This is a genomic window from Nocardia sp. NPDC055321 (assembly GCF_053645575.1).
On record NZ_JBSHMS010000002.1, the window covers coordinates 389,517 to 412,000 of the forward strand.

The 22,484-nt window shown below is 70.1% G+C and carries 14 protein-coding genes and 1 pseudogene; 3 read left to right on the plus strand and 12 right to left on the minus strand.

Annotation, left to right across the window (positions count from 1 at the left end; all coding sequences use genetic code 11):
• Positions 1-159: 159 nt before the first annotated feature.
• Both ACWIGI_RS04350 and ACWIGI_RS04355 read right to left on the minus strand, forming a co-directional pair.
• A complete protein-coding gene (locus ACWIGI_RS04350; protein WP_354984963.1) occupies positions 160-327 on the minus strand; it encodes a type II toxin-antitoxin system VapB family antitoxin in 168 nt (55 codons plus the stop codon).
• 203 nt (positions 328-530) lie between these two features.
• The gene (locus ACWIGI_RS04355) at positions 531-1,502 is read right to left on the minus strand and encodes an NAD(P)H-dependent flavin oxidoreductase (protein WP_454200911.1); all 972 of its coding nucleotides are present in this window, start codon (positions 1,500-1,502) and stop codon (positions 531-533) included.
• 324 nt (positions 1,503-1,826) lie between these two features.
• On the opposite strand from ACWIGI_RS04355, the gene fadD5 reads away from it, so the two are divergent.
• Positions 1,827-3,383: a fatty-acid--CoA ligase FadD5 gene (gene fadD5 / locus ACWIGI_RS04360; RefSeq protein WP_454200912.1), complete on the plus strand. Its 1,557-nt coding sequence runs from the start codon at positions 1,827-1,829 to the stop codon at positions 3,381-3,383.
• A gap of 118 nt (positions 3,384-3,501) precedes the next feature.
• Here the strand turns inward: fadD5 and ACWIGI_RS04365 are convergent, their stop codons facing one another.
• The 3 genes from ACWIGI_RS04365 to ACWIGI_RS04375 form a co-directional block, all read right to left on the minus strand.
• Positions 3,502-5,112 carry a hypothetical protein gene (locus ACWIGI_RS04365; protein WP_454200913.1) on the minus strand — a complete coding sequence of 537 codons (1,611 nt, stop codon included), beginning with the start codon at positions 5,110-5,112 and terminating at the stop codon, positions 3,502-3,504.
• Between the two features lie 128 nt (positions 5,113-5,240).
• Complete coding sequence (locus tag ACWIGI_RS04370) at positions 5,241-7,613, minus strand: lysylphosphatidylglycerol synthase transmembrane domain-containing protein (RefSeq protein ID WP_454200914.1); 2,373 nt, start codon at positions 7,611-7,613, stop codon at positions 5,241-5,243.
• 215 nt (positions 7,614-7,828) lie between these two features.
• Positions 7,829-9,322 (minus strand): threonine/serine ThrE exporter family protein, encoded by a 1,494-nt coding sequence (locus tag ACWIGI_RS04375; protein WP_454200915.1) that lies wholly within the window; start codon positions 9,320-9,322, stop codon positions 7,829-7,831.
• Positions 9,323-9,575: 253 nt separating this feature from the next.
• Between ACWIGI_RS04375 and ACWIGI_RS04380 the strand changes: the two genes are divergently transcribed.
• Positions 9,576-10,496, plus strand: coding sequence for a LysR family transcriptional regulator (locus tag ACWIGI_RS04380; RefSeq protein WP_454200916.1), 921 nt, complete (start codon positions 9,576-9,578; stop codon positions 10,494-10,496).
• Here the strand turns inward: ACWIGI_RS04380 and ACWIGI_RS04385 are convergent.
• The 4 genes from ACWIGI_RS04385 to ACWIGI_RS04400 all read right to left on the minus strand — a co-directional run bounded on the left by ACWIGI_RS04385 (position 10,493) and on the right by ACWIGI_RS04400 (position 16,336).
• Positions 10,493-12,085: a phytoene desaturase family protein gene (locus tag ACWIGI_RS04385; RefSeq protein ID WP_454200917.1), complete on the minus strand. Its 1,593-nt coding sequence runs from the start codon at positions 12,083-12,085 to the stop codon at positions 10,493-10,495. The genes ACWIGI_RS04380 and ACWIGI_RS04385 overlap by 4 nt on opposite strands.
• 43 nt (positions 12,086-12,128) lie before the next feature.
• Positions 12,129-13,664: an FAD-binding protein gene (locus ACWIGI_RS04390; RefSeq protein WP_454200918.1), complete on the minus strand. Its 1,536-nt coding sequence runs from the start codon at positions 13,662-13,664 to the stop codon at positions 12,129-12,131.
• A 92-nt stretch (positions 13,665-13,756) separates the two neighbouring features.
• On the minus strand, positions 13,757-14,419 hold the full coding sequence (locus ACWIGI_RS04395; protein WP_454200919.1) for a class I SAM-dependent methyltransferase: 663 nt from the start codon (positions 14,417-14,419) through the stop codon (positions 13,757-13,759).
• 21 nt (positions 14,420-14,440) lie between these two features.
• On the minus strand, positions 14,441-16,336 hold the full coding sequence (locus tag ACWIGI_RS04400) for a DUF6301 family protein (protein WP_454200920.1): 1,896 nt from the start codon (positions 16,334-16,336) through the stop codon (positions 14,441-14,443).
• 148 nt (positions 16,337-16,484) lie between these two features.
• Between ACWIGI_RS04400 and ACWIGI_RS04405 the strand changes: the two are divergent.
• Positions 16,485-18,247, plus strand: a pseudogene (locus ACWIGI_RS04405) (penicillin-binding transpeptidase domain-containing protein).
• Positions 18,248-18,259: 12 nt separating this feature from the next.
• Here ACWIGI_RS04405 and ACWIGI_RS04410 read toward each other — a convergent pair.
• From ACWIGI_RS04410 to ACWIGI_RS04420, 3 genes are all read right to left on the minus strand, one after another.
• On the minus strand, positions 18,260-19,369 hold the full coding sequence (locus ACWIGI_RS04410) for a serine hydrolase domain-containing protein (RefSeq protein ID WP_454200921.1): 1,110 nt from the start codon (positions 19,367-19,369) through the stop codon (positions 18,260-18,262).
• 94 nt (positions 19,370-19,463) lie between these two features.
• Positions 19,464-20,936: an MFS transporter gene (locus ACWIGI_RS04415; protein WP_454200922.1), complete on the minus strand. Its 1,473-nt coding sequence runs from the start codon at positions 20,934-20,936 to the stop codon at positions 19,464-19,466.
• A gap of 139 nt (positions 20,937-21,075) precedes the next feature.
• The gene (locus ACWIGI_RS04420) at positions 21,076-22,467 is read right to left on the minus strand and encodes an LAGLIDADG family homing endonuclease (RefSeq protein WP_454200923.1); all 1,392 of its coding nucleotides are present in this window, start codon (positions 22,465-22,467) and stop codon (positions 21,076-21,078) included.
• Positions 22,468-22,484: the final 17 nt, after the last annotated feature.

The window sequence follows — 22,484 nt, forward strand, 5'->3', positions numbered from 1 at the left end:
CCCCCGCCCGTCGCGGCACGCGGACGCGCCGGAACGCGTATCGAGCAGTGCGGGTTCGATCACACCGATCGGTATGGTGCGCAGGCCGATTCGCGCGCGGCCCCACGCCACCGGAGGTCGCCGGGCACTACCGCTCGGTAGGCTCCGGCGCCGTCCGGCTCAGGCGGTGGCGGCGCGCCGCTGCGGCGGCTCGAAGTCCGCGGCGGTGGCGTGCGAGGAGAAGAAACGCAGCGCTAGGTTCACCGCGTCCTGTTCGGTGTCGACGCCCGAAATCGCCATGGCCCGGCGTACCGCGTTGTCGTCGAGATAGATTCGAGTGACTGCCATTTCGGCACCTCCCACACGTCGGTCGTGTACTCAAAGCATGACGGATCGCGGGGCGCGGGGCAGCCGAATGGGCAATAGCCATTAGCAAATCGGGCTAATAGATCTTCGCCCGAATTATCTGGTACGCACGGACTTTCGGACCGGACAAATGCGCGATGCCCACTCGCGTCGGCGAGCGGGCATCGTGTCTGTGAAGTCCGGTACTAGACGAGCATGCCGCCCAGTCGCGCCTTGATCAGTTCCTCGGCCTCGGACACCATGCGCCCGACCAGTTCCGCACAGGTCGGGATGTCGTCGATCAGGCCCTGGACCTGGCCCGCGGACCAGATGCCCGCGTTCAGGTCGCCGTCCTCGAACACCTTGCGACCGCGCGCGCCCGCGACCAGATCGCGCACATCCTCGAACTTGCCGCCGGCCTTCTCGATTTCGACGACCTTGCGGCTGATCTCGTTGTCCGCCACGCGCGCGGTGTTGTGCATCGTGCGGAAGATGAGCTGGGTCGCGCGCTCGGTATTGGCGACGATCTGCTCCTTGACCGACTGGTGGATAGCCGATTCCTGGGTGCACATGAAACGCGTTCCCATATTCACGCCATCGGCGCCCAGCGCGAGCGCCGCGACCAGGCCGCGCGCGTCGGCGATACCGCCGGAGGCGATGACCGGGATCTCCAGCGCCTTGGTGGCGGCCGGGATCAGGATCAGGCCGGGGACGTCGTCCTCACCCGGGTGGCCGGCGCATTCGAAGCCGTCGATGGAGACGCCGTCGACGCCGATCTTCTGCGCCTTGAGGGCATGCCGGACGCTGGTGCACTTGTGCAGCACCTTGATCCCGGCTTCCTTGTAGTACGGCAGGAAGGGCTCGGGGTTGGAGCCCGCGGTCTCCACGATCTTGATGCCGGACTCGATGATCGCCTTGACGTACTCCTGGTACGGCGGCGGATTGATCGAGGGCAGGATGGTGACGTTCACGCCGATCGGCTTGTCGGTGAGCGCGCGCGCCTTGTCGATCTCCTTCAGGAGATCCTCGGGGGTGGGCTGGGTGAGGGCGGTGATGATGCCCAGGCCGCCCGCCTCGGACACGGCCGCGGCGAGCTCGGCGCGGCCGACCCACATCATGCCGCCCTGCACGATCGGGTGTTCGACCCCGAAGGTCTCGGTGAACCGGGTACGCAGCATTGAACGCCGTCCTCTCATGCCTCTCACAACTGGCTCGATACTCGCATAGTTGCATATGCGGGACAAGCCCGATGTGAGCCAGAGTTTGCAGCGATATGGACCGCTTCGCGGCCGGCCTGGGGATAACCTGACCGGCGCGAATCGGGCAGCATGAGCGATTTACCGGCCCTGAGCTGGTCAATGAATCGATGACAAATTTCCTACGGAACCTTCTCTGTAACCCTTGTCACGCTAAAAAGTTAGTTGGTATTCTCACGCTCGTTCAGCCGTCGGCGGCATCGGAACAGCCGGTGCCGCGGTGACGGTCCGAGAGGAGTACGTGGCATGACGGTGTTACAGCCGCTCGATCAGCCCATCCGGTCGCGGCGCAATCACTGGGTCAACCAGATCGCTACCCACGCCGTCATGCGCCCGGACCACACCGCGTTCCGGTGCAAGGGCGTGGACACCAGCTGGAAGGCGCTGCACGAGCGGTCCGAGCGCTTCGCCGACGGGCTCGCCCGCCGCGGCGTCGGGCTCGGCGATCGCGTGCTGCTGCTGGCGCTCAACTACACCGAATACATCGAAGCCGTCATCGGCATCAACGCCGTCGGCGCCATCGCGGTGCCGGTGAACTTCCGCCTCACCCCGCCCGAGGTCGCGTACATCGTCGGGGACAGCGGCGCCAAGGCCATCGTCACCGACAACCTGCTGCAGCCCCTGGCCACCGCCATGGTCGCGCAGGCCCCGGCGCTGGAAACCTGCGTGGTCATCAACGGGCAGAGCGCGGACGGCGTCATCGGCTACGAGGACTTCCTCGCCGAGGACGGCGAACCGCATGCGCCGCTGGACATTCCGGAGGACACGCCCTGCCTGATCATGTACACCTCGGGCACCACCGGCGCGCCCAAGGGCGCGGTGCTCTCGCACGCGAACATGAACTCCCAGGGCCTGACCTGTATCCGGGCCATGGACATCACGCCCGAGTCGGTGGGCTTCTGCACCTCGCCGCTGTTCCACATCGCCGGCCTGGGCAGCCTCACCCCGTACTTCCTGCTCGGCGGCAAGACCATCCTGCATCCGCTGGGCGCGTTCAACGCCACCGAATGGCTCGACGCCGTGGAGGCCGAACAGGCCACCACCGCCTTCTGCGTCCCCGTGCAGTGGCAGCTCATCTGCGAGGAGCCGACGGTCCGGGAGCGCAAACTCGCGCTGCGCATGCTGTGCTGGGGCGCGGCCCCGGCCTCGGACTCGGTGCTGCGGGCCATGGCCGACTGCTTCCCGGACGCGCAGAACGTCGCGGTGTTCGGCCAGACCGAGATGTCGCCCATCACCTGCGTGCTCGAGGGGCGCGACGCGCTGCGCAAGCTCGGATCGGTCGGCAAGCCCATCCCGACCGTGCAGGTGCGCGTGGTCGACGACGAGATGAACGACGTCGCCCCCGGTGAGATCGGCGAGATCGTCTACCGCGGCCCGACCATGATGTCCGGCTACTGGAACCGGCCCGAGGCGACCGCGGAGTCGTTCCACGGCGGCTGGTTCCACTCCGGCGACCTGGTCCGCCAGGACGAGGAGGGCTTCGTCTACGTCGTGGACCGCAAGAAGGACATGATCATCTCCGGCGGCGAGAACATCTACTGCGCCGAGGTGGAGAACGTGCTCTTCGCGCACCCCAAGATTCACGAGGCCGCGGTGATCGGCCGCCCGCACGAGAAGTGGGGCGAGGTCCCGGTCGCGGTGGTCGCGCTGGTCGAGGGGGTGGACGAGCTCACCCTCGAGGAGCTCACGCCGTTCCTCAACGAATCGCTGGCCCGCTACAAGCATCCCAAGGACCTGGTGATCGTGAGCGAGCTGCCGCGCAACGCCAGCGGCAAGGTGCTCAAGGTCGAGCTGCGCAAGTAGCGCGACCCCCGAGCGGCGCGCGGAGCGGTCACTACGCGCGCCGTACGAAAGAGCCCGCCGGACCGGGCCCGATGGGCCTGTCCGGCGGGCTCTTTCGATGATCCGCCCCGGCGGGTTGTTACGGCAGCGGCAGCCCGAGGAGCTCGCGGACCGGCTGCCCGAACAGCTCGGCCGGCTGGTCGAGCAGCGTCCGGACCGGTTCCTCGATGAGCGTGCGCACCGGTTCCTCCACGAGCGTGCGCACCTGCTGGTCGAGCGCCGCCGGTGAGACCGCGGCGAGCGCGGGCGCGACCGCGGCGGCCACGTCGGTCGGCACCGCCGCGGCGATCTCGGCCGGGACGGCGGCGGCCAGCTCGGGGGCGATGCCCGCGCTCACCAGCCGGTCGCGCTCGGCCTCGGCCATCGGGTGCGGCGCCGAAAGCTGCTGTGCCACGGCGATATCCGCGGCAATCGGCTTGCGCGCCACGTCACCCTGCAACCGCAGGGTTTCGTAGGCGTTGACACCGGCGATGATGCCGACCGGCACGCCGATCGCCAGACTGCCGATCGTGGTGCCCATGGCGCCCAGCAGGGACGCGCCGGTCAGGCAGCCGCCGGCGAATCCGGTGGCGGTGCCGGCCAGCGCCGCGGAGAACGTGCCCGCCGCGCCCACGCCGATGCCGCCGGCCAGGCAGCCGACGACCAGACCGGTCATGCCGCCGATCAGGCCGCCGATCGCGACCGCCAGGCCGAACTGGGTGCCCACGGCGCTGTACGCGTCGTTGATGTCCTTCTGCCGCTGCACCGGATCCTGATTCGGCTTGATGCCGCCGGGCGGGGGCGCCGCGCCGTCCGGCGCGGCCGGATCGTCCGCGATCGGCACGCTCGCGGGCGCCTTGCACACCGGGTCCGGCAGACCCGCCGCGCTGGCGTTCTCCGGCATGCGGTCCAGCTCGTCGCGCGGCACCCGCGAGATCGGCACCGTGCCGATCGGACACGGCACCGCGGCGTTGGGCCACAGCGCCATCGGCGAACCCAGGGTCAGGGTGTTGCCCATGACGTAGCGGCCCTGCGCGTCCAGCACCTGGAAGTTGTTGAGCAGTCGCAACTCCCGATCGCCGCCGGGGCCCGGCAGCAGCGGATCCGCGCCGGTGCCCGGGGCCTGGATGAGGACCGAGCCGATCGGGGTGGTCAGCAGCGCCGACATGTCGGTGAGGTCGCCGGTGTAGACCACGCCCTGCATGATGCCGACCGTCACCCGGGACAGGCCCTCCTGCAACGCCAGCTCGTGCGGGGTGAGATCGCTGAGGTTCTCCGACCGCGGGCGCGGGATCTCGCGGCCGAAGGGGATGTGATGCAGGGTGCTGCGATCCTCGCCCAGGATCAGATTGCCCGAACGATCGCGCAGCTGGAAGTGGTTGTTGCCGATGATGCTGACCGCCACGTCCGGCCCGTAGATGGTCGACAACCGGCGATAGGCGTTGCTGCGCAAGTAGATGTCGCCGTAGAGGTTCAGATCGTTCTCGCCGCACAGCGGATCGCGCTCGGGGATCGGGGCCATCGGATCGTCGGCGTCCGGGGTCGGCGGACAGCTCAGCAGGATCTGATCGGCGCCCGGATCGTCCGAGCTGGTGGCGCTCGGCGGGGCGGGGGTGTCAACGGTGACCGGCGTGGCATAGGCGGAGACCGCGGTGACGATCGCGGTCAATCCGGCGAATGCCGTGGTCAGAGCGACGGATGAGCCTCGCAATGGAACCTCGCAATCCACATACTCGCGCACGGAAAAGGCGGAAGTACTACAGACGAGCAAGATCTGAAATGCAGGCTATCAAGGGTGGATCCGATTCCCCGGCAGCCGCGATCGGGCCGCGATTCGGGTCAGATCATGTCCTTGGCCGTGAGCCAGCGCATGATGGGCCAGCCGCAGAACACCGGCAGCCAGCAGGTCAGCACCCGGTAGAGCAGCACCGCGGGGACCGCGATGGTGGCGGGCAGGCCGAAGGCGGCCAGACCGCCGATGAGGGCGGCCTCCACCGCGCCGACGCCGCCGGGGGTCGGCGCGGCCGAGGCGAGCGTGCCGCCGATCATGGTGACGATGGTGACGGTCACGAAAGTCGTACTGCCGCCGAAGGCTTCGATGCTCGCCCACAGCGCCAGCGCCATGCCCAGGGTGGTGGTGGCGCAGCCGCCGACGATCATGGCCAACCGGCCGGGGCGCCTGCCCAGATCCTTGAGCTGGACCACCACGTCGGCGATCTGCGGGCGCACCTCGTTGAGCAGCCAGCGCCGCATCTTCGGAATCAGCATGGTCGCGCCGACCAGTCCGAGCACCGCGCCGGCCACCAGGTACAGCACGGTGGCGTTGGGCACGAAATGCGACAGGTCCGTCGACACGCCCGCGGCCACGGAGAAGAACAGCAGCAGCGCCACGTGCGTCACGACCTGGATCGTCTGCTGCAGCGCGACCGCCGCGGTGGCCCGCACCGCGCCGAGCCCGCCCTTCTGCAGGAAGCGCACACTCAGCGCGAGCCCGCCGACGCCCGCGGGGGTGGTGGTCGCGGCGAAGGTGTTGGCGATCTGCATGAGCAGCAGATTGCGGAACTTCACCGCCTCGGAGGCGCACGCCCACAACGCCATCGCCGCGCCGACATAGGTCAGCGCCGAGACCGTCAGCCCCAGCAGCGCCCACCACCAGTTGGCCGAACTCAGTTCCGAGAAGAAGCCCGGCACCGCGCTGATGTACGGATACGCCACGTACACCAGGCCGATGAGCAACACGAGCTGAATGAATTGATTGCGGGAGAACCGCGTGATCTGCGCGGCCTGGATCTTGTCCTGGCCGGTCTGCTTGGCCACCTCTTCGCGGGTGCTCTTCATGAGCGCGCCCGGTTCGTGGACCGACTTGCGAACCAGTTCGGGGATGGCGGTTTTGGTGAGCCGGCGCGAGGCGCTCAGGACGCGCTGGGTGCCCAGGGCCGCGATGGCCGTGCGCACGGAGGTCTCGGTGCCGAACAGGGCCGAGCCGGTGAGCAGCAGCTGTGCCACGTCGGATTGGAAACGCACCTCGTACGCCCCGAACTCGGACTGCATGAACCCGCCGAATCGCACCTGCCCGTCCTCGAGGATGCGAATGTCCTCGGCTCTGAGATCACCGTGCGAGATCTGGGCCTTGTGCATCTTGTCCAGCGCCTGCCACACCGCGGTGAGCGCTGTCTCCCCGTCGTCGGCGGTGAGCGGGTGGCCCTGTGGTTCGGTGTGCGCGTACAACATCCAGCCGCGGTCCACCGCCGCCACCGTGAGCGGCTTGTTGCTGCCGAGTCCGAGATCGCCGAGCGCGATGCCCATGAGCGCGCGATGTTCCACGGCTCTGCGCATGGAGGCGAACAGGGACGGATACTCGCTGCTGCGAATGGTCAGCCACCACCGCAGTTGCCGTAGCGCGCTGCGGCTGCGCTGGTTCTGCCCGTACATCTCGATGATCAGCGGATCGGCGTCGGTCTTGGCGGCCAGTACCAGCGGCCCGCGCCCGGCGGGGCGCACCACCTGGAATGCGGTGACCCGGAAACCGCGCTGGGCCAGCAATCTCGCGGCCGCGTCGAGCGGAACCTCCAGTGCGGGAGTGCCGACCACCAGCACGATGACCGCGCCGACGAGCCAGCCGACCGAGAGTCCGAGCAGGGCGCGGGCCGGGACCACGAGGCTGACCACCAGGTGGATGGGCACGAAGGCCAGCAGCAGCGTCCACCACCAGCGTCTCCATCTGGTCGGCAGCCACGGGCTCGCGACGGTCAGGGTGGCGGCGAGCATCGCGATCCAGCGCGGGTCGTCCAGGAACTGCGACAGGAAGGTGTTGACCTGTTCGGGTTCGGACAGATGCCAGCGCGGGGCCTTGAATCCGGCCCCGGTGATGGAGAACAGCAGCACCGCGATCAGGCCCGCGGACAGGAAGCCGCCCAGCAGTTTCCAGTGCCCGCCCCAGATCAGGCGCACCAGGATCGCGAAGGGCAGCGCCAGAATCGCGATGCCGTAGAGGATGTAGACGAGGTTGGACTGCTCGGGGGTCAGGAAGCCGACGATGTTGGAGACCGAGCTCTCCAGGTCCTCCCACTGCGGGCGCGTGATGAGCGAGCCCGTGATGACGAGCGCGACCAGGAGCGCGGACAGCACCACGCGCAGTATGTCGCTGGTGCGCCGGATCCGCGGCTGCAGCAGGCTGCCGGAGACAGGAATTTCCCGTCCGTCGACTCGCATGTCCTATGGGCGCTTTCGGATCGTGGGAACGTCTGCGGTCCCATGGTCGGTTCGTCTGGGCGTGTGGCAGGGGGTCTGACCATCTACCGGCACGGTGGTTACCGTAACCCGTCGCGCGCCCGTCCAGGGACGTCCCCGGGTCGGGGCGACCGTCCGGCGTGTCTGTTTCGTCCGCTGTGTGACTATCGCCTCGGTGGGTGGGGACCGGGCATACGTCAGGGGTCGGCGCGGTCGGCGGCCGGCGGATCGACCGGCCTGCCCGCCACGTGCCTGCCGGTGTCCGGGCCGAGCAGTTGATCGACCATGGGCGTGATGCGCGGCGGCTTCTTGGTCGCGACACCCGAACCGACGATGACGCCCAGCGCGATCGCCAGCACCGTCAGGGTGGTGGTGACCAGCACGTGCAGCCCGTCCGCGTTGGACTGCGCCACCAGCTCCGACACCCCGGTGAGCCCGATGCCGCCGGGCACCAGCATCCAGAACGCGGGCAGGAACGCCACCTGCGTGGGCGGGGCATTGCGGTTGCGCTGCACCAGATACGCGGCCGGGACCGCCACCAGACCGCCCAGGAACGACCCGAGCAGGCCGCCGCCGATCAGCACCCCGAGCTTCTGCGCCGCGAACGCGGCGTAGAGCACGACCAGCAGCCAGGGCAGGGATTTCGGGGGTGCGCTCGAGCGCCAGGAATGGCCGAATCCGATCAGCAGCACCCCGAGAATGGGCGCCCACCAGCCCAATTGGCGCAGGTGTTCCGGACCCGCCGGGGATTGCGGGCCCAGCAATTGCAGACCGATGAACACCCCGAATGCCAGCAGCACCAATTTGTTCAGGCCGTAAATGGTGCGACTGGCCCCGGCCACCATCGACCCCGACGCCAATTCGATGGAACCGTTGGTGAGGGTCGAGCCCGGCAGCAGCGAGGCGACCCCGGGCACCAGCAACTGCTGGGGATTCCCGCCGCCGAGCGCGTGCGGAAAACCGAAGGACAGCAGGGTGACCGCGCCGCCCGCGACCACCGGCAACCCGGTGGACAGCAGCGGCATCCGCTCGGCGGCCATGATCAGCAGCTGCACCACCAGGCCGATGACGATGTAGCCGCCCAGGGCGTTGGCCGTCGGATTGAGCATGAGCCCGAGACCGATGGTCAGCACCACGTTGCCCAGCAGCTGCAGCCACACCGCGGTCGGGGGCGGGGATCGCAGGATCTCCTCGAGGTCGGCGGTGGCCTGCACCGGCGGCGGCACCGTCCGCTTCACCTTGTCGATGAGCCGGTAGAGCCGCCCGATCTGATCCAGTCGCAAAGAGTCCACGCCGGCTTCGAGCAGGTCCACCGCGGTGCCGCGGGAATCGTGCACGCGCACGAAGATTCCGGTCGGCAGCACGAAGAAGTGCACCTCTTCGGCGTCGTAGCGGTGCGCGAGATCGTCGAGAATGACCTGCACCTGATTGGTCGTCTCACCGGAGGCGATGAGCGCGACGCCGATGTGCCGCAGCAGATCGAGCAGATCGCCCGAGACCGGCGGCTCCTCCGGCGGCGGGGCGTCCTCGGGCGCGTCCGGCGGGACCACGCTGACCCGGCGCAGCCAGCGGTCCATGGAATCGGTGGCGCGGCGGGTGATGCCGTACAGCCGCCGGGACGCCTGCGCACCGGTGGCGCGCCGATGCCGTGCCGGATGCGGGGGATGGTTATCGGGCTCCGGGGGGTGCACGCGCGCCTCCTTCCGATCGCGGACGGATTGGCAAATTCTTGGCAAATTTCACCCTAGCGCGCATTCGACGCGGATCCATCGTGGCGCGTATCCCACTGTCGCCATTCCGCCGTGCGCGCACGCCCGGGTCGTCTCTAATGGGCGATGTGCCAGTACCGACCGGCGGGTCAGAACCGCCAATAGCATCCGGCGCGGTTCCCGCGGTCGCGGCCGGGGTATGCCTAACGGTTGCCGTCTCCATAACCTGAGTGGCATGGATATCGACACGCGACTGCTGCGTTACTTCCTGGCGGTCGCGGAGACCGAGAGCCTGCCGCGCGCCGCGCAGCGTCTGCACGTCGCCCAACCGGCCCTGGCCACCCAGATCAAACAGCTCGAACAGCAGATGGGCGTCGAACTCTTCATCCGATCCCGTGCCGGATGGACCCTGACCGCCGCCGGAAAAGTGCTGGCAGCACAGGTTCCGAGCCTGCTCGCGGTCTGGGATCGCATCCTGCGCGACACCAAGAGCGACGCCAGCCGCGCGGCCCGGGTGCTGCGCCTGGGCTGCGTCAACAGCGCCGCCGACAGCCACATCCCCGAGATCATCCAGGTCTTCCACCGCCTGCACCCGGACTGGCAGATCGACATCCACCAGGGCGGCTGGACCGATCCCACCGCCGGCCTCGACGAGGGCGACGTGGACGTGGCCCTGCTGCGACTACCGTTCCCGGGGCAGGACGGGTATCACGTGCGCGAACTGTTCACCGAGCCGCGCTGGATCGCGCTGCCGCACAGCCATCCCCTGGCCGAACGCGAGGACATCGCCTTCCGCGAACTCTGGGACGAGCCGTACGTGGCCTCGCCCGCGGAAACCGGGTGGTGGCGCGACTACTGGATGGGCCTGGACGCGCGGCCCGCGGACACCGCCATCATCGGCGCCATCGCCCGCAACACCGAGGAATGGCTGCGCGCGATCGCCGACGACTACGGCGTGAGCTTCACCCCCGCCTCCACCGCGCGCGCCAATCCCTTTCCGGGCGTGGTCTTCCGGCCGGTGCACGGCATCGCCCAGACCCGGGTCGCCCTGGTCTGGCCGGACGCCTCCGAGGCGGATCCCATCGTGCGGTACTTCATCCGGTGCTGCACCGACATCATGGGCCACCAGGCGGGCGACGGCCGCCGCACCTCCTAGCGGTCGCGGCCCTCCAGGACCGCCATGGCGGCGTTGTGGCCGCCGATCCCGCTCACCCCGCCGCCGCGCACCGCGCCCGCGCCGCACAGCAGGATCTCCGGGTGCGCGGTGGCCACGCCCCAGCGCGCGGCGGCGGTGTCGGAATCGCCTGTGCGATAGGGGAAATCGAGATCACCGTGGAAGATGTGCCCGCCGGGCAGGGCGATGTCGTCCTCGAGATCGAGCGGGGACCTGGCCTCGAGGCAGGGGTTGCCGTCCGCGTCCGAGGCCAGGCAGTCGCGAATGGGCTCGGCCAGCACCGAGTCCAGTTGCGCGAGTGTGGATTCCAGCAGTGCTGCCTTCGCACCCGCCGGATCGGCGGCGAAAAGGCGTGCGGGAACGTGTAATCCGAACAGGGTGAGGGTGTGCGCGCCCTGGGCGGCGAGCTCGGGGGACAGGATGCCGGGATCGGTCAGGGTGTGGCAGTAGATCTCCGAGGGCGGGGCGCCGGGCAGCCGCCCGGCGGCGGCCTCGCGGTAGGCGTGGTCGAGCTGGGAATACGACTCGGCGATATGGAACGTCCCGGCGAACGCCGCGGCCGGATCGACCGCGGTGTCCCGCAGCCGGGGCAACCGGCGCAGCAGCATATTGATCTTGAGCTGGGCGCCCTCCGGCCGTTCGGCCCGCTCGCCGAGCAGCCGGGCCAGCTCGAACGGCGCGGCGTTCACCAGCACCCGCCCCGCGCCCACCGCGCCCGCCCGGCCGTCCGCGCGCTCGAACGCCACATCCGCTGTGCCGCCGCCGGTCTCGATACCGGTCACGGTGCACCCGGTGATCAGCTCGGCCCCGGCGGCGCGGGCGGCCGCCGCGAGCGCGTCGGTCAGCGCACCCATGCCGCCGATCGGCACATCCCAGTCGCCGGTGCCGCCGCCGATCACGTGATAGAGAAAGCAGCGGTTCTGCAGCAGCGACGGATCGTGCGCGTGGGTGAAGGTCCCGATCAGGGCGTCGGTCAGCACCACCCCGCGCACGGTGTCGTCGGCGAACTCGCGCTCCACCCACTCACCCAGTGGCCGTTCGAAGATCGCGTCCCACAGCGCGGAATCACCGACGACGCCGCGCAATTCGTCCCGGGTCGGCAGCGGCTCGGTCAGCGTCGGGAACACCCGGCGCGCCAATTCCCCGGTGCGGCCGTAGAACTCGCGCCAGGCCCGGAAATCGCGGTCCGACCCGGTGACCCGGCGAAAACTCTCCCGGGTGTCGGACTCCGAGCCGTTGTCCACCAGCAGCCCGCCCGCGCCGACCGGGGTATAGGACGAGATGCGCCGGCGCCGCGTCTCGAAACGTAACCCCAGGTCCCGCACGATCGTGTCCGGCAGCAGGCTCACCAGATACGAATAGCGCGACAGGCGCGCGTCCACACCCGGGAACACCCTGGCGGACACCGCCGCGCCGCCGACGTGATCCTGGCGCTCCAGCACCGCCACCGATCGTCCCGCCCGAGCCAGATACGCGGCGGCGACCAGGCCGTTGTGGCCGCCGCCCACCACCACGACGTCGTAGCGCGCCCGGCTCGGCGCGGGCGGGGACTTCGGGTCGCCGGTGCTCATGGCTCGACTGTAGAGCGCCGGACCGCGCGCGCCGGTGAGCTCGCTACCGCGCGGCCATGTCCAGCGCCGCGAGATGACTGAACAGCACCGAGGCCCCGATGGGATTGCCGCCGCCGGGATAGGTGGTGCCGCTGACCGCGGCCATCGTGTTGCCGGCCGCGTACAGCCCGGGAATCGGTGCGCCCGCAGAGGTCAGCACCCGCGCGGCGGTGTCGGTGCGCAGTCCGCCCTTGGTGCCCAGATCGGAGATGCCGAACGCGGCCGCGTGGAAGGGACCGCGCACGATCGGGGTGAGCGGGGGAGCGCCCTTGGAGAACGCGCGATCGTAGGCCTCGTCCCCGCGCCCGAAATCCGGGTCGACGCCCTTGTCCGCGATGGCGTTGAACCGTTCCACCGTGGCCACCAGCGCCGCGCCCGGCACGCCGATCCGCTCCGCCAGCTCCTCCAGCGTGTCCGCGGTGTGCCAGAGTCCGGCCGCCACATACTCTTCCGTCGCCACCATCGGTACGTTGCTCGCCTTGACCGGTGGCACCGGGCCGTGCGCGTCGTCGTAGATCATCCAGTACGGCAGGGTCACGTCGCCGCCGTCCAGATGCTCGATGATCTCCCGGCCCAGCCGGTCGTAGGGCGCGGACTCGTTGACGAACCGCTCCCCGTGCCGATTCACGAAGATGCCGCCGGTGAACCACAGCGCGAACGCCGCGCGCCCGTCCGGATGGATCAGCCCCGGCGACCACCACGCCTGATCCATCAGATCGACATCCGCGCCCGCGGCGATGCCCGCCTCGTGCGCCCGGCCCAGATTTCCCCACGGCCCCATGGTGTCTCGCGCCAGGCCGGGCACGCCGAAGCGTTCACGCAGCGCGTCGCTGCCCTCGAAACCACCCGCCGCCAGCAGCACGCCCCGGCGCGCGCGCACCGCGCTGCGCACCCCGTCGCGCTCGATGATCGCCCCGGTGACCGCGCCGTCCTCGAGCACCAGCTCCACCAGCGCGGTGTTCAGGCGCACCGCCGCCGCCGGATACGCCGACAGCGCCAGCAGGAACCGGCCCACCAGCGCGCGCCCGCCGATGAGCAGGTCCGGCGGCGGTTCGCCGTGCCGGTCGGTGCCCAGCGGGCCGCGCACCGACGCGCTCAGCTCACCCAGCTCGGCCGCCGGCAGCGGGGTCGGGACGATGTGGCGCTTGCCGTCGAGGCGGGCCTTGGGGGCTTTGCCGTAGTAGTCCGGCCACGGGAACATCTGGAACGACAGCTTCTCGTCCTGCTCCAGGTACTCGATGACGCGCGCGCCGCCGCGCACGAACGCCTCCTGCAACGCGGCCGGCGTCCGATCGCCCACCACCGCGCGGAAGTACTCGAGCGCGTCCTCGACGGGTTCGTCCACCCCCGCCCGGCGCAGCACCGGATTACCCGGGAACCACATGCCGCCGCCGTTGGAATAGGAGGTGGTGCCGCCGAACTTCTCGGTGGCCTCCACCAGCAGCACCGACAGGCCCTCGCGCGCCGCGGTATAGGCCCCGGCCAGGCCGCCGCCCGACCCGGCGACCAGCACATCGACCTCTTCGTCCCAGTCCGTCACCACAACTCCCTGCTCTCGCTCCTGCCCGACGGTAAGCGCACGCGGGCACGAATGCGGGGGATATGTCCCGATAGGCAGGAATGCGGGGCGGCTCAGCCCACCGGCGCCGGCGCGCCCTTGACCGCGAGCAGATACCCCTGCGGCGTGCGCTCGTCCGGGCGCGCCACCCGCTGAATCCGCGCGGTCACCGCGAACCCGGCGTCCTGGAGCGCCACCGCCAGGGTGTCCGGCGCCCAGCGATACGACGTGGTCACCCGATGGTCGTAGGGCTGCACACCCGTCACCCCGTCGGCCGCCTGGAACGCGAACAGCGCGTGCCCGCCCGGGCGCAGCACCCGCGCCAGCTCGGTGAGCACCGCGGGCACCCGCGCGGGCGGCAGATGAATGATGGAGTACCAGGCCACGATCGCGCCCAGCGCCGCGTCCGGCAGGTCCAGCCGCTCCATCGAACCGACCTCGAAACGCAGCCCGGGATACTCGATCCGGGCCAGGCGAATCATCTCCGGGGACAGGTCCAGACCGAAGACGTCCAGGCCCGCGCGGTGCAGGTGATTCGTGATTCGGCCCGGGCCGCACCCGACTTCGGCCACCGGGGCCCCCGCGTGCTCGCTCTCGCGTACCGCCTCGGTGAACACCTCGAGCACGGCACGGTCGTACACGCTGGTGAGCAGGTGATCCCGGAACATCCCCGTATACAGCTCGGCCACTTCGTCATAGGCCGCGCGGGTGATGCCGACGTCCTCGGCCTCGATCATCACTCGACTCTAACGCGGCGCTCAGCGCTCGGTCGCCCCGATCGAGGGGGTCCGCACCGGCCGATCCGCGCCGTCCGCGCTGACCAGCAGCAGCGTGTGCGCGGCCAGCCGGGTCCGCAACGGCCACAGCGCGAACTCCACGAAGTGCCGGAAATCGCGGAACAGCACCGGATCGTGCAGGCTGTGCCGCCACACCGCCGTCGTCACCTCTGGTCGCTGCCAGCCGTTCGCGCGCATGAGCTCGGTGACGCGCGGATGCAGGCCCGCGCCCGCCTCGGCATCGAGGTACACCCGCAGCGATTCCGGGCCGCGACTGAAATGCACGGATCCGCGATCGCCCGCGTCGACCGCGGCCGCGCCACCCGGCGGCAACTCGGCCACGATGGCGGTCAGGTCGTCGAAGAACTGCCGCCACTCGCGCTCGGTGGCACGGCGGGCGGTCTGCTGCTGCTCCAGCACCAGGCGGCGATCCCGCTCGGCCGGATTGACCAGGTACAGATCCACCGTGTCGGTACCGGCCACCACGCCCACCGACAGCCGCTCCGACATCCACACCGGGCCCGGGGTCCGCCACAGCGTGCCGTGCACCGGCGTCCCGAGATCACCGCGGAAGCCGTCCGCCGCGCGGGTGAACGCCGCCGCCAGCTGCTCGCTCACCTCGGCGGGCAAGCCCTCGTCGTACAGCGCGGATTCGATACTGTCGCTGAGGGTTACGCACACCGACTCCAGGCGATCGCCGTCGAAACTGAACAGCGCGCGCTCCTGCTCCACCCGCAGCGTCGTGTGCGCCGGCACCAGCCGGGGCCGCGCCTCGTCCGGCCGCAGCGCCCAGCCCGCCCGCTCCGCGAAGGCCGGCACATCGGCGCGGGTCCAGGTCCACTCGAAGTCCCGTGCGGCCTTCGCGATTTCGAGACCGCCGGGCACATCCACGCGCAGCGGGCCCGCGTCGAAACTCGCCACCGCGTGCTCGCGCAGGAACTCCGCGCGCTGCGTACGGGCCGTGGGATGCGGGGCGACCCCGAGCCCGGAGATGTCGATATCCGCCTCGCCCTCCACCCAGCCGTCCGCGACCAGATCGGTGACGGCCGCCACCCCCAGCGCGCGCAGCGCCTCCACCGCCCGAATCACGAACCCGCTCATCGCCGTTCGGCCCGCCAGCCGCGACATCCGGCAGGACCAGTTCGATTCCGCACCCGCCGACCAGCCCCGGGCGCGCAGGGTCTGCTCCACCTCCGCGCCGTACCGCCACGTCGGATCGATGAACTCGCTGCGGCTCAACTCCGCGGATAGCTCGCCGTCGGTGTTGGTGAGCTGCACGTACCGCCCGCCCGCCGCGCTCAGCACCACGTGCGCGTCCGCCGGGAGCGTATCCACCAGCGCCGTCAGATCCGCGGTCAGCCTGCCCCAGCCACCCAGCGCCGCGCGGCGGCGCGCGCCCTCGTGCCGCCGATCCATCCAATACCGCTGCTCCACCGGATTCACCAGCAGCAGATCCACGCAGTCCGCCGAGGTCGTCAGGCCGACAACCACATTCGGGAACACCCAGGCCACGCCCTCGTCCGCACCCGCGCTCTGCTCGGCCGGCTCGCCCCACAGCTCCACGAACCGGGCCCGCACCCGCGCCAGCGCCGCCGCCAGCGAATCCCCGCCCGGCCCCGGGCAATCCGACACCGTCACCCGCACGTACGCCAGCCCGCGCACACTGCCCCAGAACATGGCCGAATCCGCCCACACGCCGAGCCCGGTCCGCGCGAACAGCGGGCCCTGGCGCAGGGTGCCCACCGTCTCGGGTCCACTCCAGCCCGCGACCGCGGCGAAACGCCGAATATCCGGGGCGCCCCACCGCCAGCCGAATCCGACTGCCGCCCGGACAATCTCCACCGCGCCCGGCACATCGACCCGCACCTCGAATCTCACCCCCGCGACCCTAATCTCCCGGTCCGATCCACCCCGCGTGTTTCGCGGCCGATCCGGTCTCCCGGGTACTCTCGGCCCGCGTGACTCCAATGCTCGCACCGCATGTGGCTCCGGCCCGCACCGGCGGGACGCGGGTACCGTCGGGACGATGCGCACAGGTACGAGACTGCTCGGAATGTTCGTCGCATCGGGGCTCGCCCTGACGCTGTGCTCCTGCGGCGACTCCACCGCCGACCGCATGCGCGACGCGGCCGCCACCTTCACCGACGCACTCGACGCCGACGACCTCGGCGCCGCCGCCCGCGCCACCACCGACGAGAAACAGGCCACCGCCACCCTCGGCCAGCTCTACGACGCCCTCGGCAAGGACGTCGACTTCACCCTCGGCGACATCACCGACGACGGTGCCTTCACCCTCGACGCCACCTGGAAACTCGGCGACGGCGGTAAGAACCAGTGGACCTACCGCACCACCGGCGACCTCGACGACACCGACGACGGCTGGCGAGTGCGCTGGAACCCCGCCACTCTCGCACCCGGCCTCGACATCGGGCCGCTGTCCTACAGCCGTGTCGACCCCAGCCCCGCACCCCGCGTACTCGACAGCGCCGGCGGCGAATTCATGACCCAGCAGACCGTCACCCTGGTCAACCTCGCGCCCGGCGCGGACACCGCCGCCGTCGCCGCCCTGCTGCGCACCGCCGCCCCCACCATCACCGCCGCGTCGCTGGACACCGAACTCGCCGGGGCACAGGGCAAACCGATCACCGCGGTCCTGCTGCGCGAATCCGACATCGCACCCATCCGCGACGCCCTCGCCGCCCTGCCGAACGTCACACTCGCACCGCAGAATCGGCTCCTGGTCACCGACCGCGCCCTGTCCTCGCCGATCTGGTCCGGCCTGGCCGAACAGTGGCAGAACGACGTGGACGCCGCCGCCGGCTGGGCCGTGCGCGCCCGCGGCGCCGACGGCACCCAGCGCGTCGGCGGACCGGACGCCAAGCCCGCCAACGACATTCGCACCACCCTCGACCCGGCGCAGCAGCGCGCCGCCGAAAACGCCTGACCCCCATCGACCGGCCCGCGGTCATCGTCGCCATGCAACCCTCCACCGGGAACATGCTCGCCCTCGCCCAGAACGCCGCCGCCGACGCCCAGGGGCCCATCGCGCTCACCGGCCTCTACCCGCCGGGCTCCACCTTCAAGACCGTCACCGTCTCCGCCGCCCTGCAGGCCGGAGCCGTCACCCCCGACACCGTCCTGCCCTGCCCCGGCACCGATAACATCGAGGGACGGCAGATCCCCAACGACAACAACTTCGACCTCGGCAGCGTCCCGCTGCACACCGCCTTCGCGCGCTCCTGCAACACCACCATGGGACGACTCGCGGTCAACCTCCCACCGGACGCCCTCACCCACGCCGCCGCCCAGCTCGGCCTCGGCCTGGACTACCTCACCCCGGCCCTGACCACCGTCACCGGCAAGGTCCCCACCGCCGACACCCCCGCGTTGCGCGTCGAGGAAGGCATCGGCCAGGGCAAGGTCACCGCCACCCCCTTCGGCATGGCACTCATGGCCGCCGCCATCGCCCACGGCACACCGCCCGAACCCGTACTGGTGCAGGGCGAACCCGGCACCCCCGACCGCCCCGCCGAACCCCTGCCCGCCGGCATCGCCGACCAGATCCGCACCATGATGCGCGAAACCGTCACCGGCGGCACCGCCACCCAGCTCGCCGACATCCCCGGCCTCCTCGGCAAGACCGGCACCGCCGAGTTCATCGACGACACCCACGCCCACGGCTGGTTCGTCGGCATCGCCGGCGACCTAGCCTTCGCCGTCTTCATCGACGACGCCGGCAGCTCGGGCCCCGCCGTCGACGCCGCCGGCCGCATGCTCCGCGGCCGCTGAACGGCGCCGGCCTCACCCGCACAGCGCGCGCGTCAGCACCCCCGGAATATCGGTCGACGACGGCGTACCGGTGAACGCGACCGTCACCGACCGGCCGGCCGCCGTTGTGCCCGAGAACGTGGTGAACCCGCGCACGCCACCGACATTGCCCACGAAATCCGTTCCGCAGGGCAGGCGCAGGGTGGACACACCCAGCCCGTAGCGAAAACCGCTGTCGCCACCCATATCGACCCCGTCGAGCATCTCCCGCAGCAGTGACTCCGGCACCACGCGGCCGGCCAGCAGCGCGGCGAAGAACCGATTCAGATCCGCGCCGGTGCTGACCATCGCGCCCGACGCCCACGGCAGCGACGGCTCTATCCGCGTCGTATCGGTCACCGTGCCATCGAGGGTCGTGTACCCCGTCGGATGCGGCGCCCGTAGATCGGTCTCACCCGTATCGGGCAGATACGTGCCGGACAACCCGAGGGGGACCAGGATCCGATCGCGCAACTCCTCGGTGTAACGACGGCCCGTCACCGCCTCGACCAGCATCCCGGCCACGAGATAGTTGATATTGGCGTACTCGAACCGGGCACCCGGAGCCAGCCCCGTCGGCTCCCGGACCACCCACGCGACCGCCTGCCCGGGCGTGATCGTGCGGCCGGCGCGCGCCGCCTCGTACTCGTCCACCTCCGGCGACATCGCCGGATCCACTAGCCCGCTGCGATGACCCAGCAACTGACGCACCGTGATCTCGCCACCGGCCGCACCCGCCCCGGCCAGCAACCCCGGCAGATAAGCCTCGACCGGCCTGTCGAGATCCACCCGCCCCTCGGCGGCCAACCCCAGGATCAGCGCCGCCGTGAACGTCTTGGTGATACTCCCGATCCGCACATGCTGCGCCGGATCGACGGGAATCGGCGCTCCCACAGTTCGATCCGCCACACCCGCGGTCAGCACGGTGGTCGTGTCGCCCGCGGTCACCGTGGCGATCGCGCCCACCGCCCCGTCCCGCACCAAACCCGCCAGATCCTCCCGGACTACCTCGGCCCCGGCCGGTGCCTCGCCGTCCCCGGCCGCACACCCCACCAGCAGCATCGACGCCACACAGATCGACATACCAACAGCCCGCAATCGCATGGCCCGACACTAGAAATCGCTCTCGCACAGCCACATCGGACCGCGGTACCACCCCGCCTCACCCCGTGGTACCGGTCCGCCGGACGGCGAATCGCTAGTGCACCCGCGCTTTCGGACGCTGCGGGCGGGAACCGCCGAAACGGGGAAGCAGGGAATGGCCGCGGTAACTGAGCACCGACTGCAGCAGCGCGACCCCGATGATCACCGCCACGACGGTGAAACCGGTGCGATAGACCGTGGGCAGCAGCACACCCAGCGCGCCACCGAGCACCCACGCCAACTGCAGGACCGTCTCGGTCCGGCCGAACGCCGACGCGATGGACTCCGGGGGCAGATCGTCCTGGATCGAGGCGTCCAGCGACACCTTCGCCAGCGCGGTGGACGCCGACGCGACCAGGGTCGCCAGCACCGCACCCACCAGACCGTTCTGGATCGCCGCGACGATGGTGATCGCCAGGCAGGCGCCCGTGCAGGACAGGATGATCGCGGCCGGCCGGCCCAGCCGCAACCGGGCGCCGGTGAAGTTGCCGCCGAAGTTGCCGACGCCCGCCGCCGCACCGGCGGCCGCCAGCATGAGCGCCTGCCGCATCGCCGATTCGTCACTCGACTTGGCCACGAAGGCGATATAGAACGTCAGGAAACCGGTCAGGACCCGGATCGCGCAGTTCGCCCACAGGGCCGCGATCACCGTGCGGCCCAAGGGTTGCCGGGCGTGGAGCGACAGGCGGCCTGGGTGCTGTCGATCGGGTGCCGCGGGATCGGCAGCACCGGATGCCACGGGGCCGGACGCCGGTGCCGTGTCGGCCGGGTCGGTGGGATCCCCCTGCCCCGGTGCGGTTCCCCGGTACCCCAGGGTCGCCGGCACCTCGCCCTCGGTGACCTCCACCCACGGCGGGATCCGCAGGCTCAGATACGCGCCCGCCGCCGCGAGCAGCGCCGCGACCACCAGCGCGCCCGTGGAATGGAACACGAACGCGGCCGCCGCCGCGATCCCGCCCGCCACGATCGACCCGCCCACCAGACCGAACACCGTCAACCGCGAGTTGGTGCGCACCAGATCAATCCCCGGCGGCAACACCCGCGGCGTCACAGCGCTCTTCAGCACCGAGAACGACTTGCTCAGCACCATCGACCCCAGCGCCAGCGGATACAGCGCCCAGCCGTTCAGACTGAAGATCAACCCGACCGCGATCAGCACCCGCAGCGCGAACGTCGCCGCCAGCGCGATCCGCCTGCCGTGCTGCAACCGGTCCAGCAGCGGCCCGATCACCGGCGCGATGACCGCGAACGGCGCGACCGTCATCAACAGATACAGCGCGACGTTGACCCGCGACTGCGTCGCCGGGCTCGCGAAGAACAACGTATTGGCCAGCGCCACCGCGATAGCCGCGTCGGTGGCGAAGTTCGCGACCGTGGCCCGCATCAACGCCGTCAACCCGGACTCGTAGGCCCCGTCCGCCCGCGCGGCCCGCCGCACCATCTCGACCCCGCGCCGGGTCAGCCGCTCACCCCGCTCGACCGCCGCCCGCCCCGCCCCGCCGGGCGCGGCCCGATCACCCGCCGACATAGCGCTCCCCAATCGGATGAAACGACCGAACGGCACGAGCCCACACACCTGCTCCGGACTCTAACCAGGCCGGTCCCCGATCCACCGAACGTTCCCCACCCCGGCGATTCGCCCTCCCGGGCCACCCTCGCCCCGGGGTTCAGACCGCTACAGGCTCCGGCCCCGCGCCGCGGATCCACCGAAACGGGTTGTGCACCGAGATCCCCTGCGCCACGAAGTTGTAGGTGTTCGGCACCAGGCCGCCGTAGACGTCCTGTTCGCCCCGGCTCGTGATCTCGACGACCCGATCCCAGAAGATGTCGCTGGTCGCCAGCATGGCGAGGCCGGGGTCGTCCAAAACCGCTGCGACCCGCGCCATTCGGCTGCGGCTCGGGGAACATCGCCACATTGCCGGACCGCGGTAGGTGGAGCCGGTCGCCGCCTGGAAATCGCGGTGCGCGATGCCCCGGCCGGCAAGAATCTCCTGAACTCTGTTCCAGATCTCCTTGGGGACGGTGTCGACGTTCGTGTTGCGCGTCATGGGTTCGAGCTCGGCGAGCGCGGCCCGGGCGGCGACACCCCGGGCGCCGTGTACCCCGACGTCTCGGAGGAACAGGGTTTGATTGTCACCGCCGTCGATCGAGAGGTGCCAGCAAGGCCGATAGCCAGGCTTCTGAAACTGCTTGATGCGACCGTGGATACCCAGCCGGGTGAGCAACTGCGTGACATCATCGATGAGCCGCCGACTCGTGGATGCGTAGTAGACCCGAGCCTGTCGTCCCTTCGCGTCCCAGCGGACGGAACCGTCCGTGGCCCACAGATGCCGCAGAAAGAGTGCGATTCCTTCATCGCCGAGTCCGAAAACGCGCTCGGGAACGAACTTTTCGTAGCTGCGAAGTCCGAACAGCCCGAGTTCATCGAGCCACATCGCGATCGGGTTGCGGCGCCCGCGAGCCAAACGATACGGCGCGGGCAGGCGGAGGGTCGTCACCCTGGCGGCGGCGTACTCATCGCGAATCGCGGTGATGCCGAAGTGTTTCGCGGCGCTCGCCACCGCCGACAGGTTCGCTTCGTCGATGCTTGCGTACCGGATCGGCTGCTTCTTCACACAGGACCCGTCACCGATCATGTGCGCCAGCAGGATGATCTCGGGATCCGGCATCGACCCGACCTGAACGGGCGCTGGGATCCGGCGCGGGATCGCGATCCGCGAGCCGGCCACCAGTGCGGACAGCGGTACCCAACCGTCTACCGTCAGGAACGGGTGGCTGCCGGTCACCTCGATTTCCCGGCCCGAGGCCAGCCGCAGTCCGAATACTTCGCAACGACCGCTGTGGAAGACATGCAGGAGCGGTGCGGCGACCACCCTCATGTCGGCGTCGATCGACCAGACGAGGGGTTGCTCGTCGGAACGCAGAACTTCACCGACCGATATCTCGCTCCCGTTGTCGGCGCGCAGAATCCGGGTGGTCAGCGGGAAGCTTCCCGTCCTGGAAAGGTCAATTGTCCTGAATTGCTCGCTGATTCCGTAAAACGAAAAATGCGAATCCATCAGCCGATGGTAACTCG

What these genes read in the sequence shown, in the direction of transcription:
- ACWIGI_RS04395 (WP_454200919.1), bottom strand. Translation starts at nt 14,419, where the DNA reads ATGATCGAGGCCGAGGACGTCGGCATCACCCGCGCGGCCTATGACGAA.
- ACWIGI_RS04385 (WP_454200917.1), bottom strand. Translation starts at nt 12,085, where the DNA reads ATGAGCACCGGCGACCCGAAGTCCCCGCCCGCGCCGAGCCGGGCGCGC.
- ACWIGI_RS04355 (WP_454200911.1), bottom strand. Translation starts at nt 1,502, where the DNA reads ATGCTGCGTACCCGGTTCACCGAGACCTTCGGGGTCGAACACCCGATC.
- ACWIGI_RS04415 (WP_454200922.1), bottom strand. Translation starts at nt 20,936, where the DNA reads ATGTCGGCGGGTGATCGGGCCGCGCCCGGCGGGGCGGGGCGGGCGGCG.
- ACWIGI_RS04370 (WP_454200914.1), bottom strand. Translation starts at nt 7,613, where the DNA reads ATGCGAGTCGACGGACGGGAAATTCCTGTCTCCGGCAGCCTGCTGCAG.
- fadD5 (WP_454200912.1), top strand. Translation starts at nt 1,827, where the DNA reads ATGACGGTGTTACAGCCGCTCGATCAGCCCATCCGGTCGCGGCGCAAT.
- ACWIGI_RS04410 (WP_454200921.1), bottom strand. Translation starts at nt 19,369, where the DNA reads ATGCGATTGCGGGCTGTTGGTATGTCGATCTGTGTGGCGTCGATGCTG.
- ACWIGI_RS04350 (WP_354984963.1), bottom strand. Translation starts at nt 327, where the DNA reads ATGGCAGTCACTCGAATCTATCTCGACGACAACGCGGTACGCCGGGCC.
- ACWIGI_RS04380 (WP_454200916.1), top strand. Translation starts at nt 9,576, where the DNA reads ATGGATATCGACACGCGACTGCTGCGTTACTTCCTGGCGGTCGCGGAG.
- ACWIGI_RS04420 (WP_454200923.1), bottom strand. Translation starts at nt 22,467, where the DNA reads ATGGATTCGCATTTTTCGTTTTACGGAATCAGCGAGCAATTCAGGACA.